Here is an 18,729-nt window from a genome sequence, read left to right as displayed (position 1 = left end):
ACGACTGCAATTAGTCTGGGCTGTAAGAAAATGCAAGCGTATCTTAGAGTGGCGCGTTTCTATGTGAAATCTGATAAGTCTTGGCTACGCAGGCCAATCCAGAGTCCGAATAGAACCGCGAAATATAGGTTGTTCTTCAACCAGCCTAGTCGGTGCTGCAGCTTTCACACAGCCTGGGCTGATAGCTGCAGTGCGTGACAAACGGCCCCATACGGACGCGGCCCCGCCTTAGAGCGGCGGCAGGGGCGAAAAACGAGGGGAGCCCACCTTCAACGCCATAGAAGGTAGGCTTCCGCTACGTTGAGAGGCGCAATTTTTCATTGCGCACCGACTCACTCCAAAAATTTAACTCCGGAGCTATCATTATTGTCACCGACCCCGTAACCCTCACGTTAGAGCGGGTTTTCAGGGTGTGAGCAATCGCGCTTACCTCGCCACAGAGATCAGCATGGAAGCGGTAACTAAGTATAGTAATACTGTACATAATGGTGAGCCCCGGCGAGAAAAAATGCTCTTGCTAGGATTCGCGCTCGCTGCTAGTTTTCAGCTACCCCCTTTCCAAATCGAGAACGACCCTGGAGAGAGTGCCCATAGGGTTTATGGTAGATGCAATATACTTGCGCGAAAATATAATAATGAGATGCTCATAACTTGCGTCGCCCTCGAAGGGCTCACGAATATAGCCCGCCTCACTATTAGGTACAACCCCGACATGGATCGCCAGTCGTGCAATTCGCGCCCCACATAAAAAAGATCTCTCATATCATTGCGTGCGAGAATTTTAATATTCTTTGGGTTATTTATGATTCCCCTTGATGGCTTCGAGGTAAAATAATGAGCATTGTACAATCCACTGCCCGCATTATTATCGACGACTCCGGGTTTCAGAGTGAAATAATAGTTCTTATAGCCGATAGCGGCCCGGTTACTGTATTAATTGACTACCTGCTAGCCAATCAGCACCTCAGTGCTAGCTGGCAACGATTGGTTGCACAGGCGACAAAACTGCTACTAGAGTACATGGAGGCCAATCATCACTGCTTCTCCGAACCGCGCGACCTTTTCCAAGCTTTCGCCACGCATCTTTATACAGGAACTATAGACGACAATGGGCTCGACGACTCTGGTTTAGGGTGGATTCCAGCCAGTCGCAACACATCCAATCGGTTCATCTCTGTACTTAAGGGGCTAACTGACTACCTCGCCAACAGATACGGCACATCAAGCATGAATCCGCTGACAACGGCGAGCACACACGACCAACGCCTAAACTACGCGGCCTGGCACCGACGTAACATCAATAACTTTCTAGGGCATATTAAAAGCAAAACAGTCGCAGACAATATCATGACAGCACGCAATGTCCGAGGGCGGAGCACACTCAGCAAAGTCGATAGTGATGCGGTTGCGTTTCCTGAGGCGCTTTTCCAAAAAATGTATATGGATGGGGTCGGTGCGGCCTCTGATCCTAGATGCGCAGTGCGGGATCAATTGATACTGATCATGATGCACGGTGCAGGGTTGCGCGAAAGCGACACTCTACACTTATGGGTAATGGATGTTACAGAACACCCCATGATCGAGGACGGGGCCATGGTGCGAGTCTACCACCCAGAAGAAGGGGCGGCGCCTGACAACTGGAGGGGGAGCAAAGGCCAAATCACACGTGGAGCATATTTGAGAGAAAATTATGCACTGACGGCTAGAAACCTTAGACAGGGCACCAGACGTGTTGGATGGAAGACCAGGTTGGTTGATCATGCGGACAATTACATTCAGCTGTACTGGTTTCCTACACGTTTCAGTATACTTTTTATGAAGCTTTGGAAAGTTCATGTCCGTTATCTAGCCAGCGTAGAGCGGAATCACCCATATGCTTTCGTTTCTTACGAAAAATCCGTCATCGGCCAGCCGTACACTCTTCAGGCGATGAACGGAAACTACAAGCGGGCCCTAGCGCGAATCGGCGAAACACCTTCGAAATCCGAAGGCCGATCTACTCATGGCCACCGACACGCTTTAGGGCGACGCTTGAGCAGGGCCAAAATCTCCCCTGAGATCATCCGAAAAGCGATGCATCATACGTCCCTAGAATCGCAGAAAGTTTATACCACGCCAAGCATTTCTGAAATTTCATCTGGACTAAAATCCGCTGAGGAGAGGCTTAACGCGTACGCTGATGAAGATAAAGGGTCTCTCTCACTAAAAATTTTGGATGAAGCTTTAACAGAGTCCTTAGCGCATCTCTAATCACCCCGAGGAAGATATAGAGGGAGGAAATATGTGTAATAAAAAACCTCGACAGTCCAGAGACGGTCGCGCTTCAGACCGTAACTTCAATTGGGTTGTGCTTGAACGGGGCGAAGCATGGGAAAGCTGGCGTCAACTTTTGTCCGGCTGGATAGCCGCGCAGACCGGGTCCATCGGCGTAAAAATAAACGCAATGAATTGGTTTTTGGTTAATTACCTACCAATAGTGCAAGGCGGAACCAGCCCAGACCTATTTTTTCAGAGCGGTGAGAACGGCCTTCTACCCGAGTTGGGTCCACTCCTAGAGTCATCCATGACAACTGTCGTCGCTGTAAAGAATCAGAACTGGATCGTTGAACTGCTTGATTGGGTCATCATACATAGCTATAGCGAGCCTAATGATCATGGTATCCCTATAGCCTTAGTCAAGAATCCGTTGTCCAAGCGTAAGCATAAAACTCTAACCACGGAAACCGTGCATAACCCCTTGCCGTATGCTTACATAAGGGAACTGCGCGAAATTTTGTGCCCTCAGCCTAGGTCGACATTCCGAGAATGGGAGTGGGCTCACTACCAATCTGGCCAATTACGCTCCGATTTCGGAGACTGGTTCCCTGTAGATCAGTCGGTCATCGATCAGACCGATGGAGACTGTGTCTGGCGCTACAAAAACGAAAGATACGAAATTTGGTCTCCCGTTAGATCCGTTGCATTGTACATAAAGCTACACTTGCCGCTCCGGACTTATCAAGTGCGTTTTTTGGACTCTGGAGAGGCTGACACCTGGAGGTACGAGCGAGGTGATTGGATTCTCAATCAGCACCATAGTTTCTCAATGGGACATGAAAAAAACCCATGGAATCGAGGAGTCTTCTGCCGTATCCGCAGCCAGGATATAGGCGAGGTAATGACCGGTCTCTACATCAGCACTAACAAAACGGCGGACCAAAACAAGGAGTCTCGTGAGCGCGGTTACACGATCCCATGGCAGAACGAAGATGTTCTGTATTGGCTGGAACGACTGAGAAACTGGCAAGAGAAATATAATCCTATTGATGGCCCAACTGCTTGTTCGGATTTGAGAGATAAGCACACCGGCGGTGTAAAAACTGACGAGCAGAAGAAGCAAATGGGCGCATTTTGCTTCCTCTTTCGGGATCCTACGGCAGCGCAAGGAGAGCGCGACAAGCCCATTACAAGTTATTCATTAGCCAATCCTTGGTATCGGCTGCTTTCTGAGCTGGAGGATCGTATTGCTGCTCGAGGCCAGACTTTGGCGAATGGCTCAAGATTGATTCTAGTGCACCCTGTTGATCCAAAACTAAATGCACTTCCAACCAAGACTCATTTTCCTCTACACAGCCTACGTGTTTCGCTTTTGACGTGCTACTCCATGGAAGGTCTTGTTCCAATCCAAGTGCTCTCCAAGCTGATTGCTGGTCACTCCAGGATCATCATGACCCTTTACTATGCCAAGCCGACCCCAGCAATGGTATCCAAGGTTATGGAAAATGCAAGTGAGCGCATATGTAATTTGCAGGATGAAGGTCTTAAAGTTTTTCTTCAAGATGCAGATATGCGTCAGGTCCAGTCTAAAACGGCTTTCCTTGATGCTGGCGCTATTGAAGTTGCGCTAGTAAACAGAAACGCCCTTGGCTGGGAGCAGCGGCACATAGGCTTATGCCTTGTTGGCGGGAACAGCGCTCGGTCCAACGAAATGAGTAATATCGGCGGATGCTGGAACGGCGGAGAGTTTATCGCTCAGAGCGGTAAAAGCGGCAGTTATGGTCCCGTCGCACACGGCCTTGAAAATTGCGTCCGTTGTCGGTGGCTCATCACTGATGCGCGCTATTTGCCTGCCCTTGTGGCTCACCTCAACATGTTGAGTTATCGAGCCTCGCTAGTTTCTTCGCTCGCTGTCGAGATTGAGCAACAGCGCGATGCCTTGCTCGATGAGAGGTACTTCGCTGAGCAGGAGAAACGTCCTTTCCTCATGCAGCGGGAACTGCAACAAGCTGAAAGGCGATTTGAGAAACAGACCAAAGAGGCTGATGAGTACGCGAAAGATCTAGTTTCTTGCTTCCAAATCATCAGCAGGATTGTCGCTATTGAGGAAGGCCGTGACTCACATGATTCGGTCACCAAACTAGTAGCTGTCGGCTCCTTGGAGGACATCCACCAACCAATTTCCTTCATCGAAACCAGTAGCGAACTGTGGCAGTTATCCCTGCTTTGCGACAACTCTGAAATTTACGCTGATTTGACTGATGACCTGAGAACCACACCTGCCATCGAAAAGCGCTCACGTGCTCTTAACCGACTGCTGATGCAAGGTGGTTATGCACCAGTCTTGCTGGGAATGGATGACCGTCTTCAGCTCATAGCTGGAAATGCGATGATGAGATCAATGGCCTTGGCCGTCTCCCCTAGAGACCAAATGGAAGGGTTTCGCGAGGTATCTAACCTGCTTGAGACCGGAGAAGCCTTGAAGCTCCTACCGGTTGCCATGGAGCCATTGGAGCGCGTCACAAAGCAGTCGATAACGAAACTTTCCGACCTGATAACAACCACCCCAAAGAAATTAAGGGAGGCTATCCGTGATCGATCCGCAACTGATATTTGAAGAACTCTCAACTCAAGCTACAAAACAGCAAGCGAGATCATTGGCGGTGCTTCATGCTGTACTCAAGTCACACGAGAAAACGGGTAGCCGCAATTTCTCAATTGCCACGATCGCCAGGCTATCTGTTAAAGCGGGAGGGCCTTCAGTCTCGACGATCCGCAACGCCGGAGGATTCCGCTTCAGGCAGTTAATCGAGGCTTGGGCTGCAAGCGCGGGTACAGACAGGAAATTTCCTGGGAAGCCGAAGCTAACGGGTATACCTAGCGACAATGAGTTAGTTCGACGTATCGACGATCCGGCTCTGCGCGCAGTGTTTACGCAAGTTCTGGCCGAGCGTAGGCGATATCTGGCTGAACTCAACATCCTTAAATCCCAGCAGATGGTTGTTATCGACCGGCGCCCTAACGTGATGCAGACATCTTCAGCTCGGGAATCAGTTCAGTTGCTGCCATCGCTGAAGGGTGTTCTCAGTGGCATGGAGATTGCGGCTCTCAGTGCGGCGGTCTCTGATGATTTTTTCGATGCGCAAGGCTGGAGGGTGACCGGCGCAGGGCAGGTAAAAGGGGAATCAGGTGAAATCTACAAGCACGGATACGTTGTTGCTATCAGGAAAATACTGAAGGAAATAGAGAGACTTGAGTGACTGTGAGCAAACGTGCCCAGTGCAGATGGTTAGTACATATGCTAACCATCCTTTGCCTGCCCCTCGCTGCGCGCGTGTCCGTTCCTGGTCACCATCAGCTTTTTCCCAGGGCGCGCTCAAGTCGTGACGCGCTATCCGAGCCGCTGGCCGTCGTCGGCATCGAACACTCAAAAAGCTGTCATTACCTGAATACAGGAACATGAATATTACCATTCAGATACACGCCCTATTTCACTGACAGAACCGTCAGGCTCGAGAAGTCTGCGGGGTCGATGGACTCGCAGGTCGAATGGAAATAGATCATGGGTGGTTTAGGTCTAGGGGAGGTGCAACTCCCCTAGCCTTCTCTAATCGGCTGAACCGCCGACTTTTACAGAAAAGTTGAAGGATGGATCGTAAGGCCGCGCGATATCAATACCCAGTTTGCGCAAGTTCGCGTGATGCGTCTTTACCGCGCTTTTCTCCAGGTCGAAAGAAACGCCCCCCATCCACTTCACGACGTATACATGCGTTGCGTTGGCGGCTGTCTCGTTGGGGGGATAGATTGTGAGATTAAAGCTGTGTGGATATCCATAATCCGTAAAGGCATGTACGACTACCCTCCCCCTTGATTGGTATGGATTTCCATACTTCCACACTGACGGTAATCGCATGCTTCCAGTGCGTGTCCTTCCAGAACGGCGGCTCGAAGCGCTTGGCGTAGTTGTTGGCCTTGGCCATCGCCTGGCCGACCACAGCGCCTTTCTCGAGAATGGCCTTCTGCCGGGCATCGGGCTCGAGTGGCTCGCCCTTTTCGATGCCGAGGAAGCGCATGTACTCCATCATCAAGCGGTCACGGTCATTGCCTACTTCGGTCTGCACCAGCTGGTTGATACTTTTCCAGTAATCCATGCCGGTGCGTGGGGTCTGGCTCCAGACTTGCTCGCCTGCTGGCACAACCGGCCAGGCCTCACCTTCCTTGCCATCTTGGTACAACGAGGTGCTCATCTGCGGCACCAGGTTTGTCACGGCCTGGGCCTTGTCCTTATCCAGCAGGCGTACCCCGAAGAACACGATGTTGCTCGCGGACTACACTACGTTGTACCCCGCTGGGGCGATTTTCTCATGCCCTGGCGGCAGTATCAGGTACTTGCCACCTTCGCCCTTGTTGGTGCCCACCACACCCAGGTCGGACAGCACGCGCTGATGCACATCCATCACCATGCCGGCCATCAGGCCTTTCGGCAGGGTCAACACCAGCGGCCCGGTCTTGGACAGATCGGCCAACGTCGCGGTATAGGGGGGGGTGAAGTTGGGCGTCAGGATGCCTTGTTTCTGCTTCTGGGTGACGTGAGGTACGACACCAACTGGCCATCGCGAATCTTGAAGGTGTTGGTCTGGGCGTTTAGCCATTCGATCATGCCAGCGGCAGGGATGCCCCACAGGTAGGCCTGGGTGGAGCGCATAAAGTCCATTTCGTCGAGCAGGTGCTTCATGGTCGGCTCGGTAGGATATCCGCCGTCGAACTCCAGCTTGCCGATCTCGGTATCGAGTGTTTCCTGCTTGCCCACCCAAGCCAACGGGGCAGTTGCGAGAATCGGGCAGTACAACGAGTACAAACTGCCAGAGCCAAAACCGGTGGCTCAATGATCAGGGCTCTCCGAGGGGCGAAATATGCGAACTGACAAGCTGTGGAACGGGATGTGCGGGACGCTGGCCATAACCTTGTGGTTCATACCCGTGGCTCACGCCGAAGATTCAGCGGAGCTGGCCAAGAAAGCGCTTAACCCGGTGGCTGCCATGTACAGTTTGCCGGTGCAATACAACTGGGATCAAAAAATAGGTCCGACCGGTGACGGCATGCACAGCGTCACCAATATCCAACCGGTGCTGCCATTCACTCTCAACGATGACTGGAATCTGATTTCCCGCACGATCCTGCCCCTCATTGATCAACACGGCCTGGCTCCCAATGGAGCTGCGGACAAGTCGGGTGTCGGCGATATCACACAAAGTTTTTTCTTCTCGCCAAAAAATCCCACAGACAGCGGCTGGATTCTAGGGGTAGGCCCGGCGCTGCTGATCCCCACAGGCAGTGATGAGTTGCTGGGAAGCGAGCAATGGGGCCTCGGCCCGACAGCCGTCGCGTTGAAGCAGTCGAATGGGTGGACGCGAGGAGTTCTTGCCAATCATATCTGGGGGTTGGAAGGCAGCCCCCCGGATGAAAAGGAAAAGGTCAATCAAACCTTCCTGCAACCCTTTCTCTCCTATACCACCAGCACGCTCACCACGTACGGAATCAACACAGAGTCGACCTACAACTGGCAATCGCGTGAATGGTCGGTGCCGGTCAACCTGACTGTCACGCAATTGTTGAAAATCGGTAGTCATCCCATCACGGTTCAGGCTGGGCCACGGTACTGGCTCGACAGCCCCGATGATAGCCCCCAAGGCTGGGGCTTTCGTATGGCCGTGACGTTTTTGTTTCCACGCTGATCAGCCAAATCAAGGATCGCTGGTTCGGCAGGGAGCATCGACAGCTTGGTCAGGGGTCTTGCGCCAAGCCTACTGCCCCTGCCCCCCCAGAAACCAGCGGTAATACGGGTTGTCGCCATCACTGCGGGCCAGCGCTTGGGCTTCCCGCGCCCAGGCCTGGCGATTGCCGTTGTAGGCATGCAGGCTCAACCCGTAGAACCGTTCGAGCGTATGCCACTGGTCAGCCACTGCAGCGCTGAAGCCCTGGCTTGCGCCCAGCAATGGCGGTGCCTGACGCAGCGCAAGCAGCGCTGGCAGCACACGGGTGATTTCGCGCGAACGTACCCAGGCGGAATACTCAATGCGAGGATGGTCGTCAGTAACCGCCGCTGCGGCCCCGGCGTAATGTTCGAGCCCTGCGCGATCAGTGATGTAGGTGGCAAGTAGCGCTTGCGGCGAATCGATGCCCACCTCGGCCAAGGCGGATGCCACAGCGGGTTGTGCGAAGCGCTCGGCGATACGCGGTGCGTTCAAAGGCATCGGCTGCAGCGAGCCGACCAGCAGCATCTCGTGGAACTCCGTGGTCCACAGCGAGGCATGCGGGAACACATCGATGAAGCTGCGCACCAGCGCCTGGCTGTCTTCATCGTTTTGCGTCGGCAGCGGCAACCACTGCGCCACCAGCCCACCCGCTTCCAGTCGGGCTGCGGCCAGGCGGTAGAAGTCGCTTGAATACAGGTTGACCACGCCAGCCGCCGACGGCGGCGGCGGCTCCAGCGTCACCAGGTCGTAGCGTTCGGTGCTGCGCAGCAGTTCGCGGCGGCCATCGCGCAGGCGCACGTCCAGGCGAGGGTCGTCGAGGGCTGAAAAATTGCCTTTGAACAACGACGCCGCCTGCAGCACCTCGGGCAGCAACTCTGCCACCACCGGCCGCTGCAGCCCCGGGTAGCGCAGCATGGCGCCGACGGTAATGCCGGTGCCGAAGCCGATCACCAGTGCCGAGCGTGGTTGCTGGCTATGGATCAGCAGCGGGAGCAGCGCCTGCAAGCGCATGTAACGCAGCGATGGCATGGCGTCTCCGGTATTGGAAACGCCCTGGATGTACAGCCGGTTGAAGCTGCGGCCAGGGCGGCCCTGATTGACCACAGCCACCGTCGCACCTTTGCCTTCGCGGTAGTAGGTAATCTGGCCATTGCGTGCACCCGGCAGCAATTCGGCCAGCCGTGACGGCGGCGTGAAGATACCGCTCAGCACGGTCACCACAGCCAGCGCCACCACCGCCAGGGCAGTGCGCCGGCGCACCGCATGGCCGCGCCAGACCGCCAGCAACCCGATCGCAGCAGCAATCCCGGCGAGCACCGCCAGGGTGCGCACCAGTCCGAGCCCGGGCACCAGCACGAACCCGGTCAATGTCACGCCAACGATGCCCCCCAGGGTATTCAACGCAATCACCTTGCCGACGTCACGCCCCAGGTGCGCAGGGTCCACCGCCAAGCGCATGGCCAGCGGAAACGCCGCCCCCAGCAGCGTGGTCGGCAGCAGCACCACGCACACCGCGGCAACGGCAAACCGTGCGCACATACCGGCCAGTGCATTGCCGGTCAGTTGCAGCACCAGCCACTCCACCTCGCCCTGGGCACTGATCAGCCAGCGCCCGAGGCCGGCGACCTGCAGCAACGCGAGCAAGCCGGCCGCGGCGATCAGCAGGCCGAACATGCCCCACGGGTCACGTAAGCGGTCAGCACGGCGGGCATACAGCGCACTGCCTGCCACCAGCCCACACAGGTAAGTCGCCAGCACCAAGGCAAAGGCATAGGCGCGAGTGCTCATGAACTGCACGATCGACTGGCTCCAGACCACTTCGTAGCCAAGCGCCACACCGCCTGCCAGGCAGTACAACGCCACTGCCCACCGCGCCTGCGGGTTGCGAGGTATGGCGCCCTGCGCCGGTCGTGTGCGTACTGACAAAGCGGTGCTGCGCACACCCCACGCGCCCAGCGCAGCCATCAGGTTGAGCCCCGCGGCAGCCAGCGCGCTGCCCATTACGCCCAAGCCCGGCAGCAGCACGAAGGCCGCCAGCAACGTTCCGCAGATGCCCCCCGCCGTGTTGGCGGCATACAGGCGCCCGCTGGCATGTGCCAACTGGCCATCGCCGGGGTTGAGCGCGCGCAGCAGTACGGGCAGGGTCGCGCCCATGAGCATGGCGGGCAGCCCGACCAACACAAAGGGCAGGCACCAGGCCAGAACACCGGCCATATCTTCCAGGCGGGCAAACAGCCCGGCACTGCTCGCCAAGGCCAACGTAGTGGCGATGCCAAGCAGCGCCACCAGCAATTCGAGTAATGCATACAGCCTGATCGGCCGCTGCAGGCGGTCGGCCAGGCGACCCAATACCAGCCCACCCAGCGCCAACCCGGCAAAAAAAGCGCTGATCCCGGTAGTGACGGCGTGCACTTCCACGCCCACCACCAGCGACAGCTGCTTGATCCACAACACTTGGTAAACCAGCGCCGCGCCGCCAGAAAGGAACAACAGGCTTGCAGGAATCGCCAGCGCGGGTGTGCCACCATCGATGACGGCGCTCGCGGCCAGCGTCGAAACTTTTGCCGATGAAGCCATTGCGGGAGCCTTAGCAGGTTGCTCACCTGCCGTCGCGAAGGTAGAGGCGCCCGCCGGGAAGCGGGCGCCGTTCAAAGCATCACTGCGACTTCATCTTCTCTTCGATTTTCTTGTCTACTTCCTCCTGGATCTGGTCGATGCTGAAGCTGGCCGGCCGTTGGCTAGGTGGGTACTCGATGAAGGTCTGCAGGAACTTGGCGGCCTTCTGGGTTGCCTGGAAGAACAGGTAATCGTTTTTGGCCAGCCAGTCGTAGTATTGGTCCGAGACGACATCGGCACGCTCGTAAGGGTCCATGCGCAGGTTGAACAGCTTGGGTGCGCGCAGGCAGGTGAACGGCTCGCTCCACACCTGGAAACCGCCCGGCGCGCGTTGCTCGCAATACACCACCTTCCAGTCGTTGTAGCGCATGGCGACCAGTACACCGTCATCGTTGAAGTAGTAGAACTCGTTGCGGGCGCTCTTGTCGGCCTTACCGGTCAGGTAGTCCAACTGGTTGTAGCCATCCAGGTGCACCTTGAAGTTCTTGCCGCCGACATCCGCGCCTTTGAGCAAGCGGTCCTTGATGTCGGTATCACCGGCAACTGCCAACAGGGTCGGGAACCAGTCAAGCCCCGAGAACATCTGCGTGCTCACCGAGTCGGCCTTGATCTTGCCAGGCCAGCGCACCATTGCCGGCACCCGGTAAGCCCCCTCCCAGTTGGAGTTTTTCTCGTTACGGAACGGCGTGGTTGCCGCGTCCGGCCAAGACCACTGGTTGGGGCCGTTGTCGGTGGTGTAGACGACGATGGTGTTGTCAGCGATTTTCAGGTCGTCGAGGGACTTCAGCAGTTTGCCGACGTCGCCGTCATGTTCGAGCATGCCGTCGGCATACTCGTTGCCGGGCATGCCACTTTGCCCTTTCATCGCTTCGCGCACATGGGTAAAGGCATGCATGCGCGTGGTGTTCATCCAGACGAAGAACGGCTTATCGGCCTTGGCCTGCTTCTCGATGAAGTTGATCGCCGCCTGGGTGGTTTCGTCGTCGATGGTTTCCATGCGTTTGCTGTTGAGCGCGCCGGTGTCCTCGATCTTGCCATCGGCGCTGGACTTGATTACCCCGCGTGGCGTGGTCGCCTTGGTGAACTCGGTGTCGTCCTTGGGCCAATAGGGCCGCTCTGGCTCTTCCTCGGCATTGAGGTGGTAGAGGTTGCCGAAGAACTCGTCGAAGCCGTGGTTGGTGGGCAGGTACTCATCGCGGTCGCCCAGATGGTTCTTGCCGAACTGGCCTGTGGCATAGCCATGCGCCTTTAGCGCCTGGGCGATGGTCACATCACGCGCCTGCAGGCCCACCGGTACGCCCGGCATGCCGACCTTGGACAACCCGGTGCGCTTGGCCACCTGGCCGGTAATGAACGTCGAACGGCCTGCCGTACAACTGTTTTCGGCGTAATAATCGGTAAATATCATGCCTTCCTTGGCGATGCGGTCGATGTTCGGCGTCTGATACCCGACCACCCCCTTGGAATAGGCACTGATGTTGGTTTGCCCAACGTCATCGCCGAAGATCACCAGGATATTTGGTTTATCCGCGGCCGCAGCTATGCCTGCCCCCAATGTCGCCGAGGTGGCAAGTGCGATGGCCGTTAACCATGCGTTTCTGGACTTCATGAGTACGCTCTCCGTTAACGTTACTTGCGAACGTCCACGACTACGTGCACTTACCTACTACTGGCTGGTTGCTGTGCGCCTGCGGTACTTGATGGTGAAACTTCCTCGGACGGGTAGACGCGGCGCCACTCCTGGGCCATGTCGACGACCGTCCAGCCTTTTGCCTTTGCGGCGTCGAGCGCCTTGTCCAGGTGCCCAATTTTGCTCTGCCTATCGTAGGCCCACTCTCTGCTGGCATCGGTGTGGTGGACCAGGCCGGCAAAGCGCCGGCCCTCACCCGCGGTGGTCCACTGCAGCATCTGCAGGTCGCCGTCGGAATTGCCAAACGCCAGGATTGGCCTGCGGCCAATCACGGCATCGATACTCACCGGTTTGCCCGGGCCATCATCGTTGTGAGCGAGCTTGGGCAGGCGCTGGATGGTCAGTTGACCGTCAGCATCACGAAACTCGGCCGCCAGAGTGGTGCCGATCACCTGCTCGGGAGGAATGCCATAGACCTTTTCGGCGAATGCACGCATGAATGCCACTTCACCGCCAGAGACAATGTAAGTGCGGAAACCTCGGCTGCGCAGGTAGCCCAACAGCTCCAGCATCGGTTGGAAAACCATCTCGGTATAGGGCTTGCCGGTGGTTGGGTGCCTGGCAGTGGCGAGCCAGTTGCCAGCACGTGTTACGAACGCCTCGGTGCTCATCTGTGAATGAGTGGCGGCGACGATCTTCAGCACGCCGTCCATGCCTTGTGCGGCCAGCGCCTTGTGGTCGTTCTCAAGTACCGCCTTGAACGGCTGCTCGTTGCGCCATTGCGGGTGCTGCGGAGCCAGGCGCTTGACTTCGTCCATGGCGAACAGCACCTCGAAGTACAGCGGTTGCTCGCTCCACAGGGTACCGTCGTTGTCGAACACGGCGATACGTTCTGGGGCTGGCACAAAGTCCTTGCCGCCCTGCTCGGTCACTGCATCGACGAATGCCTCGATGGCCTGGCGCGATGGCCCTTCGCGCCAGGAAGGCAGCGGATCAGCACCGGCCTGCACCAGTAGCGGAACAACCAATAGCAAACAAAGTACTGTCTGCAGCCAACGACGTTGGGCATATGACTGACGCATGTTCCCTCCCTGCCACGAGGCGCAAGCCTGCATTTACCGGCTTATGGGTTCAACGGCTTCAACCCGTGCCGCCGGGGCTTTTTGACCTGATGCTGCTGGATTTGCCTACGGGTTTGCCTGGGTAACAGTTGCTCGAGGTCAACCGTTGGTGTGCCTGGGGTTGAACGGCTGTAGCGAGCGCTGAAAAAAGCCGGCAAACGATTATCAGATGCGCGTGGAAAAAGCTCCGCCAAAGAGCATAGCGTAGTCGCGCCGGTTGCGCGGCGTGCCCACAAATAAAGGCCATCGAGCCGTGGCGGCTGATCGGTGCACTGCTGCCGCGCCTGGCGCCAGGCGTACTCCGCCGAGTCCAGCCAACGCTGCCGACGCTGCGCACGCCAGGCGCGCCAGTGGCCCAGGGCGCTGGTGCCTTTGGCCCGAAGTACCCAGCCCAGGCCTGCCAACAGCAGCACCGCCGCAGCAAGGCCCAGCCAGTGCCCGGCAATGGTTACCCGGCCGCGCTGGCCGAGTTCGCGCAGGTCATCGGTGATCGAGAAAGGCGCCTGGTAGCCACCCTGGGTCGCCTCGATATCCACAGCGGGCACGCTGAGCGTGTGCAATTCAGCGCTGGTCGCATCGCGCCAGCGCAGTTCGATGGCCGGTAGACGGTAGTGCCCTGGGGTGCTGACGACGTAGCTTACGGTGTCTTCACGGACCCCGCCTGTGGTGCCGCCACGCCCATCGGTCAGCGGCTTGACGTTTGGCGCCGCGACATAGCGCTTGAGGCCATCGACCTCAGCCATCGGTGTGGCCGGCAGCAACATGGCCTCGGTACCTTGCGCCACCACGCGCAGCTTGCGGGTAATGGTGTCGCCCTGGCGCAGCGGATCGTGCGAGCGGGTAACCACCTGGGTGAAGGTCACGTCATTGGCCACCAGCACTTGATCGGCCGGCGCGCCTGACTGGGCAGGCGCACCCTTGGCCGTGAATGCCAGTGGCTGGCTGCTGAGGGTTACCGGCACGCTGGCCTGCCCGGGGTGGACGGTGAACGTAAGCGCCGGTATCTGAAAACGCCCGGGGTTTTGCGGGGTGACCCGGTAGCGGAAGCGCAAACCGAAGAACGGTTTGCCATCGAACTGCCGGTTCAAATGCTCAGCCTCGCTAGAGGGCGGGCTGACCACTGCGCCCGGCAGCGACAGTGCGGCCAGCTGCGGGGCATCGGTGAACCAGGTGTCGACCAGCAGGTCGATCTGCAACTCGACGGTAGCACCGGCAAGCACCTCGCCAGCGGGTACCAGGCGCTGCTCGATACGCACCTCGGGCTCGGCGGCCAGTAGCCAGGCCGGTAACAGCAGCAACAGCAGGCAGCAACAGCGGCTCATGGTGGCGGCCCCTGCGGTGCCTGGCGCGCCGCCTGCTGGATCTGGAACTTGCGCTTGAGGAACTGCCCCGGCGAAGTTGCCAGGTTATCCAGCCAGCGTTGGTCGGAAGCGGCCTTGGCCACCTCCTGCTGCTTGCCGCCGGCGCTTGGGGTCTGGTCCTCGACAACCTTGTCAGGCTTCTCCTCCGGGGGACTTTGCTTCTGCTGGTCCTGATAATCGGCAAGCAGCGCCTGGGCAAGGGCCAGATTGACCTTGGCCTCGGAGAAGTCCGGCTGGATGCGCAAAGCCTGGCGATACGCAGTGATCGCCTCGGGGAACTTGAACAGACGCACCAGGCTGTTACCCCGGTAGAAATACGCCGGCGCCCTGTCGAGCGGTGCCAGCAACGCGGCGGCGCCAGTGTAATCTGCCGCCTGATAGGCGGAGACGCCTTTCCAGTAAGGGTCGTCGAAACGCTCGGCGGCCTGGTCGTAATGCCCGTGCTCAAAAGCCCAGCGCCCTTGTTGGTCGGCGGTGAAGAAAGCATCGAGCAAGGCGCTGGCATGCGCCGGGCTGGGCAGCCCGCCCAGCAGCGTTGCCATGGCTACGGCGCCCAGCCAGTTGACCCGCCAACCGCGGCGTACACACAGCAGCGCCACCAGCAGTAAAGGCCAGCACAGCCAGTAACCGGCATCCTTCCAGTGCACCTGTTGCCCATCGCCGCTCACCGCCTGGAAATGCCGCTGCGCGTGCAGTTCGATCCAGTCGAGATCATCGTCATCCAGGGTCAGGCTACCCAAGGGCGCATCGAGGGCATCGGCCAGCCCCTTCAGGGCTTGCTCGTCGAATGTGGCCTGCACGGGGCTGCCATCTGCGCCACGCCTTGGCGTACCATCGGCAGTACGTATTACACCTGCACTCCGGCTACCCACCGCCAGGACCAACACCTGCAATCCAGTACCATGCAGGCGTTTGCCCAACACGTCGAACTGGCTGGCATCGGCGCCATCGGTAACCAGCACCAAGGTTCCAGGGCTGTGCTCGGCTTTGAGCAGACTGACAGCAAGGTCGACCACACCCAGCGCATCCTTGCCGGGCTGGGGCAGCAGCTCGGTGCTCAGCGCGTCAATGAAAGTAGCCAGCAGCGCCGGGTCGTCGGTGGCTGGCAGCACCAGGTGGGCACTGCCGCCATAGGCGATCAGCGCGGTGCGCGCGCCGGCCCGGCGCTGCACCAGGTCGTGCAGCATGTGGCGTGCTGCGCCGATGCGGCTTGGCGGGACATCATCAGCGTCCATCGAGGCCGACAAATCGATGGCCAGGATCAGCGGCGCGCGGTTGTCGAGAAACGCCGGGGTGTCCTGCTGCCAGGTCGGCCCGGCTGCTGCCAGCGCGCCGATGATCAGCAAGGCCGCCAACATGTGCACCGGGCGCAAGCGCCGTTCGGCCTCGGGGCGCAACACCAGGTGCTCGACCAGATGCGGCGCAATGAAGCCCTTGAGTTGGCGTTTGAGGTCGTGGCGGCGCAGCCACAGCCACGGCGCGGCAACCCCTGGCACGATCAGCAGCAGCCACAGCGGGCGCAGGAAATGGAAGGCGCTGATGTCGATTTCCACAGTCAGCCCTCCTTCGCCGATGCTGCCGCCGCCGACACCCGCAGGCCCGCCAACAGCAACGCCAGTCCGTGCACCGCCAACAGCAGGCACAGCGCTGCGGCCAACGGCCAGATGAACAGGTCGCGCTTGGGCTGATGGCTAAGGGTGATCACCTTGTGCGGGGTGATCTGGTCGAGGGTGGCATACACTGCCTGCAGCGCCTGGCTGTCGTCGGCACGGAAGAACCTGCCGCCGGTGATCTGGGCGATCTGCCGCAGCGCGTCGAGGTCGACTTTCTGCTCGCCGGTGGCCGCCGGGTCTCCGATGCCGATGGTGTGAACCACAATGCCATGCTCGTGGGCCAGCCGCGCCGCATGCTCGGGGGTGATGGCGCTGCCGGTGTCGTTACCGTCGGTAAGCAGTATCAAGACCTTGTCATGTTCCTTGGCCGGCTGCAGCATCTTGATGGTCAGGCCCATGGCATCACCCAGCGCCGTGTTCGGCCCGGCCATGCCGATACCCACTTCATCCAGCAGCATCAGCAGGCTGGCATGGTCGAGGGTCAGCGGCGCCTGCGGGTAGGCACCAGTGCCGAAAACGATCAGGCCAATGCGGTCATCCTTACGCCGGGCGATGAAGTCGCGCACCACCGACTTGACCGCCGTCAGGCGGTCGCTGCGCTGTCCATCGGGGCCTGTGTAGTCGGTGGCTTGCATTGATTGGGAGATATCGATGGCCAGCATCAGGTCGCGGGTCGGCTGCTGATGCTCTATCGGTTTTTCGACCAGTACCGGCCGCGCGCACGCTGCGACCAGCAAGGCCCAGACCACGCAGTTGAGCAGCAACTGCCAGCGCGCGCCGCTGCCTTCGCGCCTGCCGGTCGGCAGGCCCACTGCACGGCTCATCGCCGCATAAAACGGCACACGCAGGGCGCTGCGCGCCTCATGGTACGGCCGCAGGCGCCGGTAACCCAGCCACGCCAGCGGCAGCAGCAGGAATACCCAAGGGTAGTCAAACTGCCACATGATCGCTGATCCAGCGTCGGCAGGTGGCCAGTAGCGCCTGCACCTCGGCACCCGGCAACGCCATCAGTTGGGTGTCTGGCCCGTAGGCGAGCATTCGCAACTGCATGGCCAAATGTGCCGGTAAGGGCTGCACAGCATGCTGTTGCAGAAACACCTGCCACTGCGGCCCGCTGAGGGCAGCAACGGCAGGGGCCGAGGGCATCGACAGCGCCACCCGTTTGATCAGTTCGGGCAGCTCGCGCAATACCGCGCGATGCTCGGCATGCTGCTGTTCCAGCCAGGTGAGCCGGGCCAACGCCTCGCGCCGGTAACGATCACGCTGCCAGCGCCGCCAGCGCAGCACCGCCCACACCAGCACGCCCAGTGCCAGCAACCCCACCACGACCGCCCAACCCCAGGTCTGTGGTACATAGCTGAACGGCGGTGCGCCAGGCGCCAGCTCCTGTAGTTGATCAATGGCCGGAACCTCGGTGCTGTTCATCGGCCAACCTCGCTCAGGCGCCCCAGTTCGCGGCGCAGTTGCTCCAGGCTGTCTTCGCCGCAACTGATCGACATCAGCGGTACCTGGCTACTGCGCAACAACTCGGCCACATCGCGCAGGCGCCCGGAGAGGAAATCGGACAAAGGCCGGTGCACTTGCCGGCGCCCCACCTCCAGTTCGGCCTGCGTCGAGCCTTGGGTGATGGTCAGCCGGCCCTGTTCCGGCAATTGCAGGGCAATCGGGTCATACACCAGCAGGGCAATCACGTCGTTGTGGCTGCGTAGTTGGCGCAGCAGGCCCAGCGTCTGCTCGCTGACACCGGCAAAGTCGCTGATCAGGCAGATCAGGTGATCGTGCCCTGCACTGGCAATACACGTGCGCAAGACCTGGTCCAACCGCGTGTCGTGTTCCTGGTCTGCGCCAGCCACCGACAGCGCGTGGTTGGCACGCACCAGCGCCGCAAAAAAATGCTGGATCCGGCTGCGGCTGCGCAGTGGCGCGATGTGCTCGACCCGCTCAGCGCCCATCACCAGCCCGCCAACCCGGTCACCGGCGTGGAAGGCGATCCAGGCACACTGCGCCGCCAGATGAGCCGCCGTGACAGACTTGAAGTAGCGCTGCGAGCCGAAATACATGCTCATGCGCTGGTCCACCACCACCAGCGTCGGCCGGTCACGCTCTTCGGTAAAACTGCGCACAAATGGCTTGCCGTGGCGCAGCGAAGCGCGCCAATCCAGATGCCGCAGGTTATCGCCCGGCTGGTAGCGGCGCAACTCGTCGAAGCTCAGGCCCCTGCCGCGCAAGCGCGAGGCATGGTTGCCGGCAAGGATGCTCGACAGCGGTTGGCGGGCAATGAAGCTCAGCCCCCGGGCACGTGGCTCCAGGGCCATCAACTGCGCCACGGTGGTATAGACGTGGCCATCGGCAGGCGGCGTGGTCACTGGCATGAGC

Annotated in this window: 16 protein-coding genes; 4 read left to right on the top strand and 12 right to left on the bottom strand. The window is 59.1% G+C overall.

Going from position 1 to position 18,729, the window contains the following annotated elements; genetic code table 11:
• The first annotated feature begins 834 nt into the window (after positions 1 to 834).
• From gmtY to gmtX, 3 genes are read left to right on the top strand one after another with little or no spacing between them, the layout of a single operon-like run.
• A complete protein-coding gene (gmtY, locus tag JOY50_RS12160; RefSeq protein ID WP_243055239.1) occupies positions 835 to 2,250 on the top strand; it encodes a gamma-mobile-trio recombinase GmtY in 1,416 nt (471 codons plus the stop codon).
• A gap of 31 nt (positions 2,251 to 2,281) precedes the next feature.
• Positions 2,282 to 4,873 carry a VPA1269 family protein gene (locus JOY50_RS12155; RefSeq protein ID WP_243055238.1) on the top strand — a complete coding sequence of 864 codons (2,592 nt, stop codon included), beginning with the start codon at positions 2,282 to 2,284 and terminating at the stop codon, positions 4,871 to 4,873.
• Positions 4,848 to 5,516 carry a gamma-mobile-trio protein GmtX gene (gene gmtX, locus JOY50_RS12150; RefSeq protein ID WP_243055237.1) on the top strand — a complete coding sequence of 223 codons (669 nt, stop codon included), beginning with the start codon at positions 4,848 to 4,850 and terminating at the stop codon, positions 5,514 to 5,516. Before JOY50_RS12155 ends, gmtX begins: the two co-directional genes overlap by 26 nt.
• Before the next feature lie 347 nt (positions 5,517 to 5,863).
• Here the strand turns inward: gmtX and JOY50_RS29265 are convergent, their stop codons facing one another.
• The 4 genes from JOY50_RS29265 to JOY50_RS12135 are packed head-to-tail and all read right to left on the bottom strand — an operon-like array spanning position 5,864 to position 7,066.
• Entirely contained in the window at positions 5,864 to 6,169 is a 306-nt protein-coding gene (locus JOY50_RS29265) for a phage/plasmid replication protein (RefSeq protein ID WP_405045982.1), read from the bottom strand.
• Positions 6,069 to 6,569 carry a hypothetical protein gene (locus JOY50_RS12145; RefSeq protein WP_243055236.1) on the bottom strand — a complete coding sequence of 167 codons (501 nt, stop codon included), beginning with the start codon at positions 6,567 to 6,569 and terminating at the stop codon, positions 6,069 to 6,071. Before JOY50_RS12145 ends, JOY50_RS29265 begins: the two co-directional genes overlap by 101 nt.
• Before the next feature lie 15 nt (positions 6,570 to 6,584).
• Positions 6,585 to 6,908 carry a DUF1254 domain-containing protein gene (locus JOY50_RS12140; RefSeq protein ID WP_243055235.1) on the bottom strand — a complete coding sequence of 108 codons (324 nt, stop codon included), beginning with the start codon at positions 6,906 to 6,908 and terminating at the stop codon, positions 6,585 to 6,587.
• Positions 6,815 to 7,066, bottom strand: coding sequence for a hypothetical protein (locus JOY50_RS12135; protein WP_243055234.1), 252 nt, complete (start codon positions 7,064 to 7,066; stop codon positions 6,815 to 6,817). Before JOY50_RS12135 ends, JOY50_RS12140 begins: the two co-directional genes overlap by 94 nt.
• A gap of 130 nt (positions 7,067 to 7,196) precedes the next feature.
• Here JOY50_RS12135 and JOY50_RS12130 point away from each other — a divergent pair, with 130 nt between their 5' ends.
• Positions 7,197 to 7,991 (top strand): transporter, encoded by a 795-nt coding sequence (locus tag JOY50_RS12130; protein ID WP_243055302.1) that lies wholly within the window; start codon positions 7,197 to 7,199, stop codon positions 7,989 to 7,991.
• A 69-nt stretch (positions 7,992 to 8,060) separates the two neighbouring features.
• On the opposite strand, the gene JOY50_RS12125 is transcribed toward JOY50_RS12130, so the two are convergent.
• From JOY50_RS12125 to JOY50_RS12090, 8 genes are all read right to left on the bottom strand, one after another.
• Positions 8,061 to 10,589 carry a fused MFS/spermidine synthase gene (locus tag JOY50_RS12125; protein WP_243055233.1) on the bottom strand — a complete coding sequence of 843 codons (2,529 nt, stop codon included), beginning with the start codon at positions 10,587 to 10,589 and terminating at the stop codon, positions 8,061 to 8,063.
• A gap of 79 nt (positions 10,590 to 10,668) precedes the next feature.
• Positions 10,669 to 12,237 (bottom strand): arylsulfatase, encoded by a 1,569-nt coding sequence (locus JOY50_RS12120; RefSeq protein WP_243055232.1) that lies wholly within the window; start codon positions 12,235 to 12,237, stop codon positions 10,669 to 10,671.
• A 50-nt stretch (positions 12,238 to 12,287) separates the two neighbouring features.
• The gene (locus JOY50_RS12115) at positions 12,288 to 13,340 is read right to left on the bottom strand and encodes an HAD family phosphatase (protein WP_243055231.1); all 1,053 of its coding nucleotides are present in this window, start codon (positions 13,338 to 13,340) and stop codon (positions 12,288 to 12,290) included.
• Between the two features lie 41 nt (positions 13,341 to 13,381).
• The gene (locus tag JOY50_RS12110) at positions 13,382 to 14,701 is read right to left on the bottom strand and encodes a BatD family protein (protein WP_243055230.1); all 1,320 of its coding nucleotides are present in this window, start codon (positions 14,699 to 14,701) and stop codon (positions 13,382 to 13,384) included.
• On the bottom strand, positions 14,698 to 16,293 hold the full coding sequence (locus JOY50_RS12105; protein WP_243055229.1) for a VWA domain-containing protein: 1,596 nt from the start codon (positions 16,291 to 16,293) through the stop codon (positions 14,698 to 14,700). The genes JOY50_RS12110 and JOY50_RS12105 overlap by 4 nt, the downstream gene beginning before the upstream one ends.
• 2 nt (positions 16,294 to 16,295) lie before the next feature.
• Positions 16,296 to 17,297 (bottom strand): VWA domain-containing protein, encoded by a 1,002-nt coding sequence (locus JOY50_RS12100; RefSeq protein WP_243055228.1) that lies wholly within the window; start codon positions 17,295 to 17,297, stop codon positions 16,296 to 16,298.
• The gene (locus JOY50_RS12095; protein ID WP_243055227.1) at positions 17,284 to 17,778 is read right to left on the bottom strand and encodes a DUF4381 domain-containing protein; all 495 of its coding nucleotides are present in this window, start codon (positions 17,776 to 17,778) and stop codon (positions 17,284 to 17,286) included. The genes JOY50_RS12100 and JOY50_RS12095 overlap by 14 nt, the downstream gene beginning before the upstream one ends.
• Positions 17,775 to 18,725 (bottom strand): DUF58 domain-containing protein, encoded by a 951-nt coding sequence (locus JOY50_RS12090; RefSeq protein ID WP_243055226.1) that lies wholly within the window; start codon positions 18,723 to 18,725, stop codon positions 17,775 to 17,777. The genes JOY50_RS12095 and JOY50_RS12090 overlap by 4 nt, the downstream gene beginning before the upstream one ends.
• Between the last annotated feature and the right edge of the window lie 4 nt (positions 18,726 to 18,729).

Source organism: Pseudomonas sp. BP01 (assembly GCF_022760795.1).
In the GTDB taxonomy this organism is placed as follows: Bacteria; Pseudomonadota; Gammaproteobacteria; order Pseudomonadales; family Pseudomonadaceae; genus Aquipseudomonas; species Aquipseudomonas putida_Q.
This window is presented reverse-complemented; position numbering and strand designations above follow the sequence as displayed.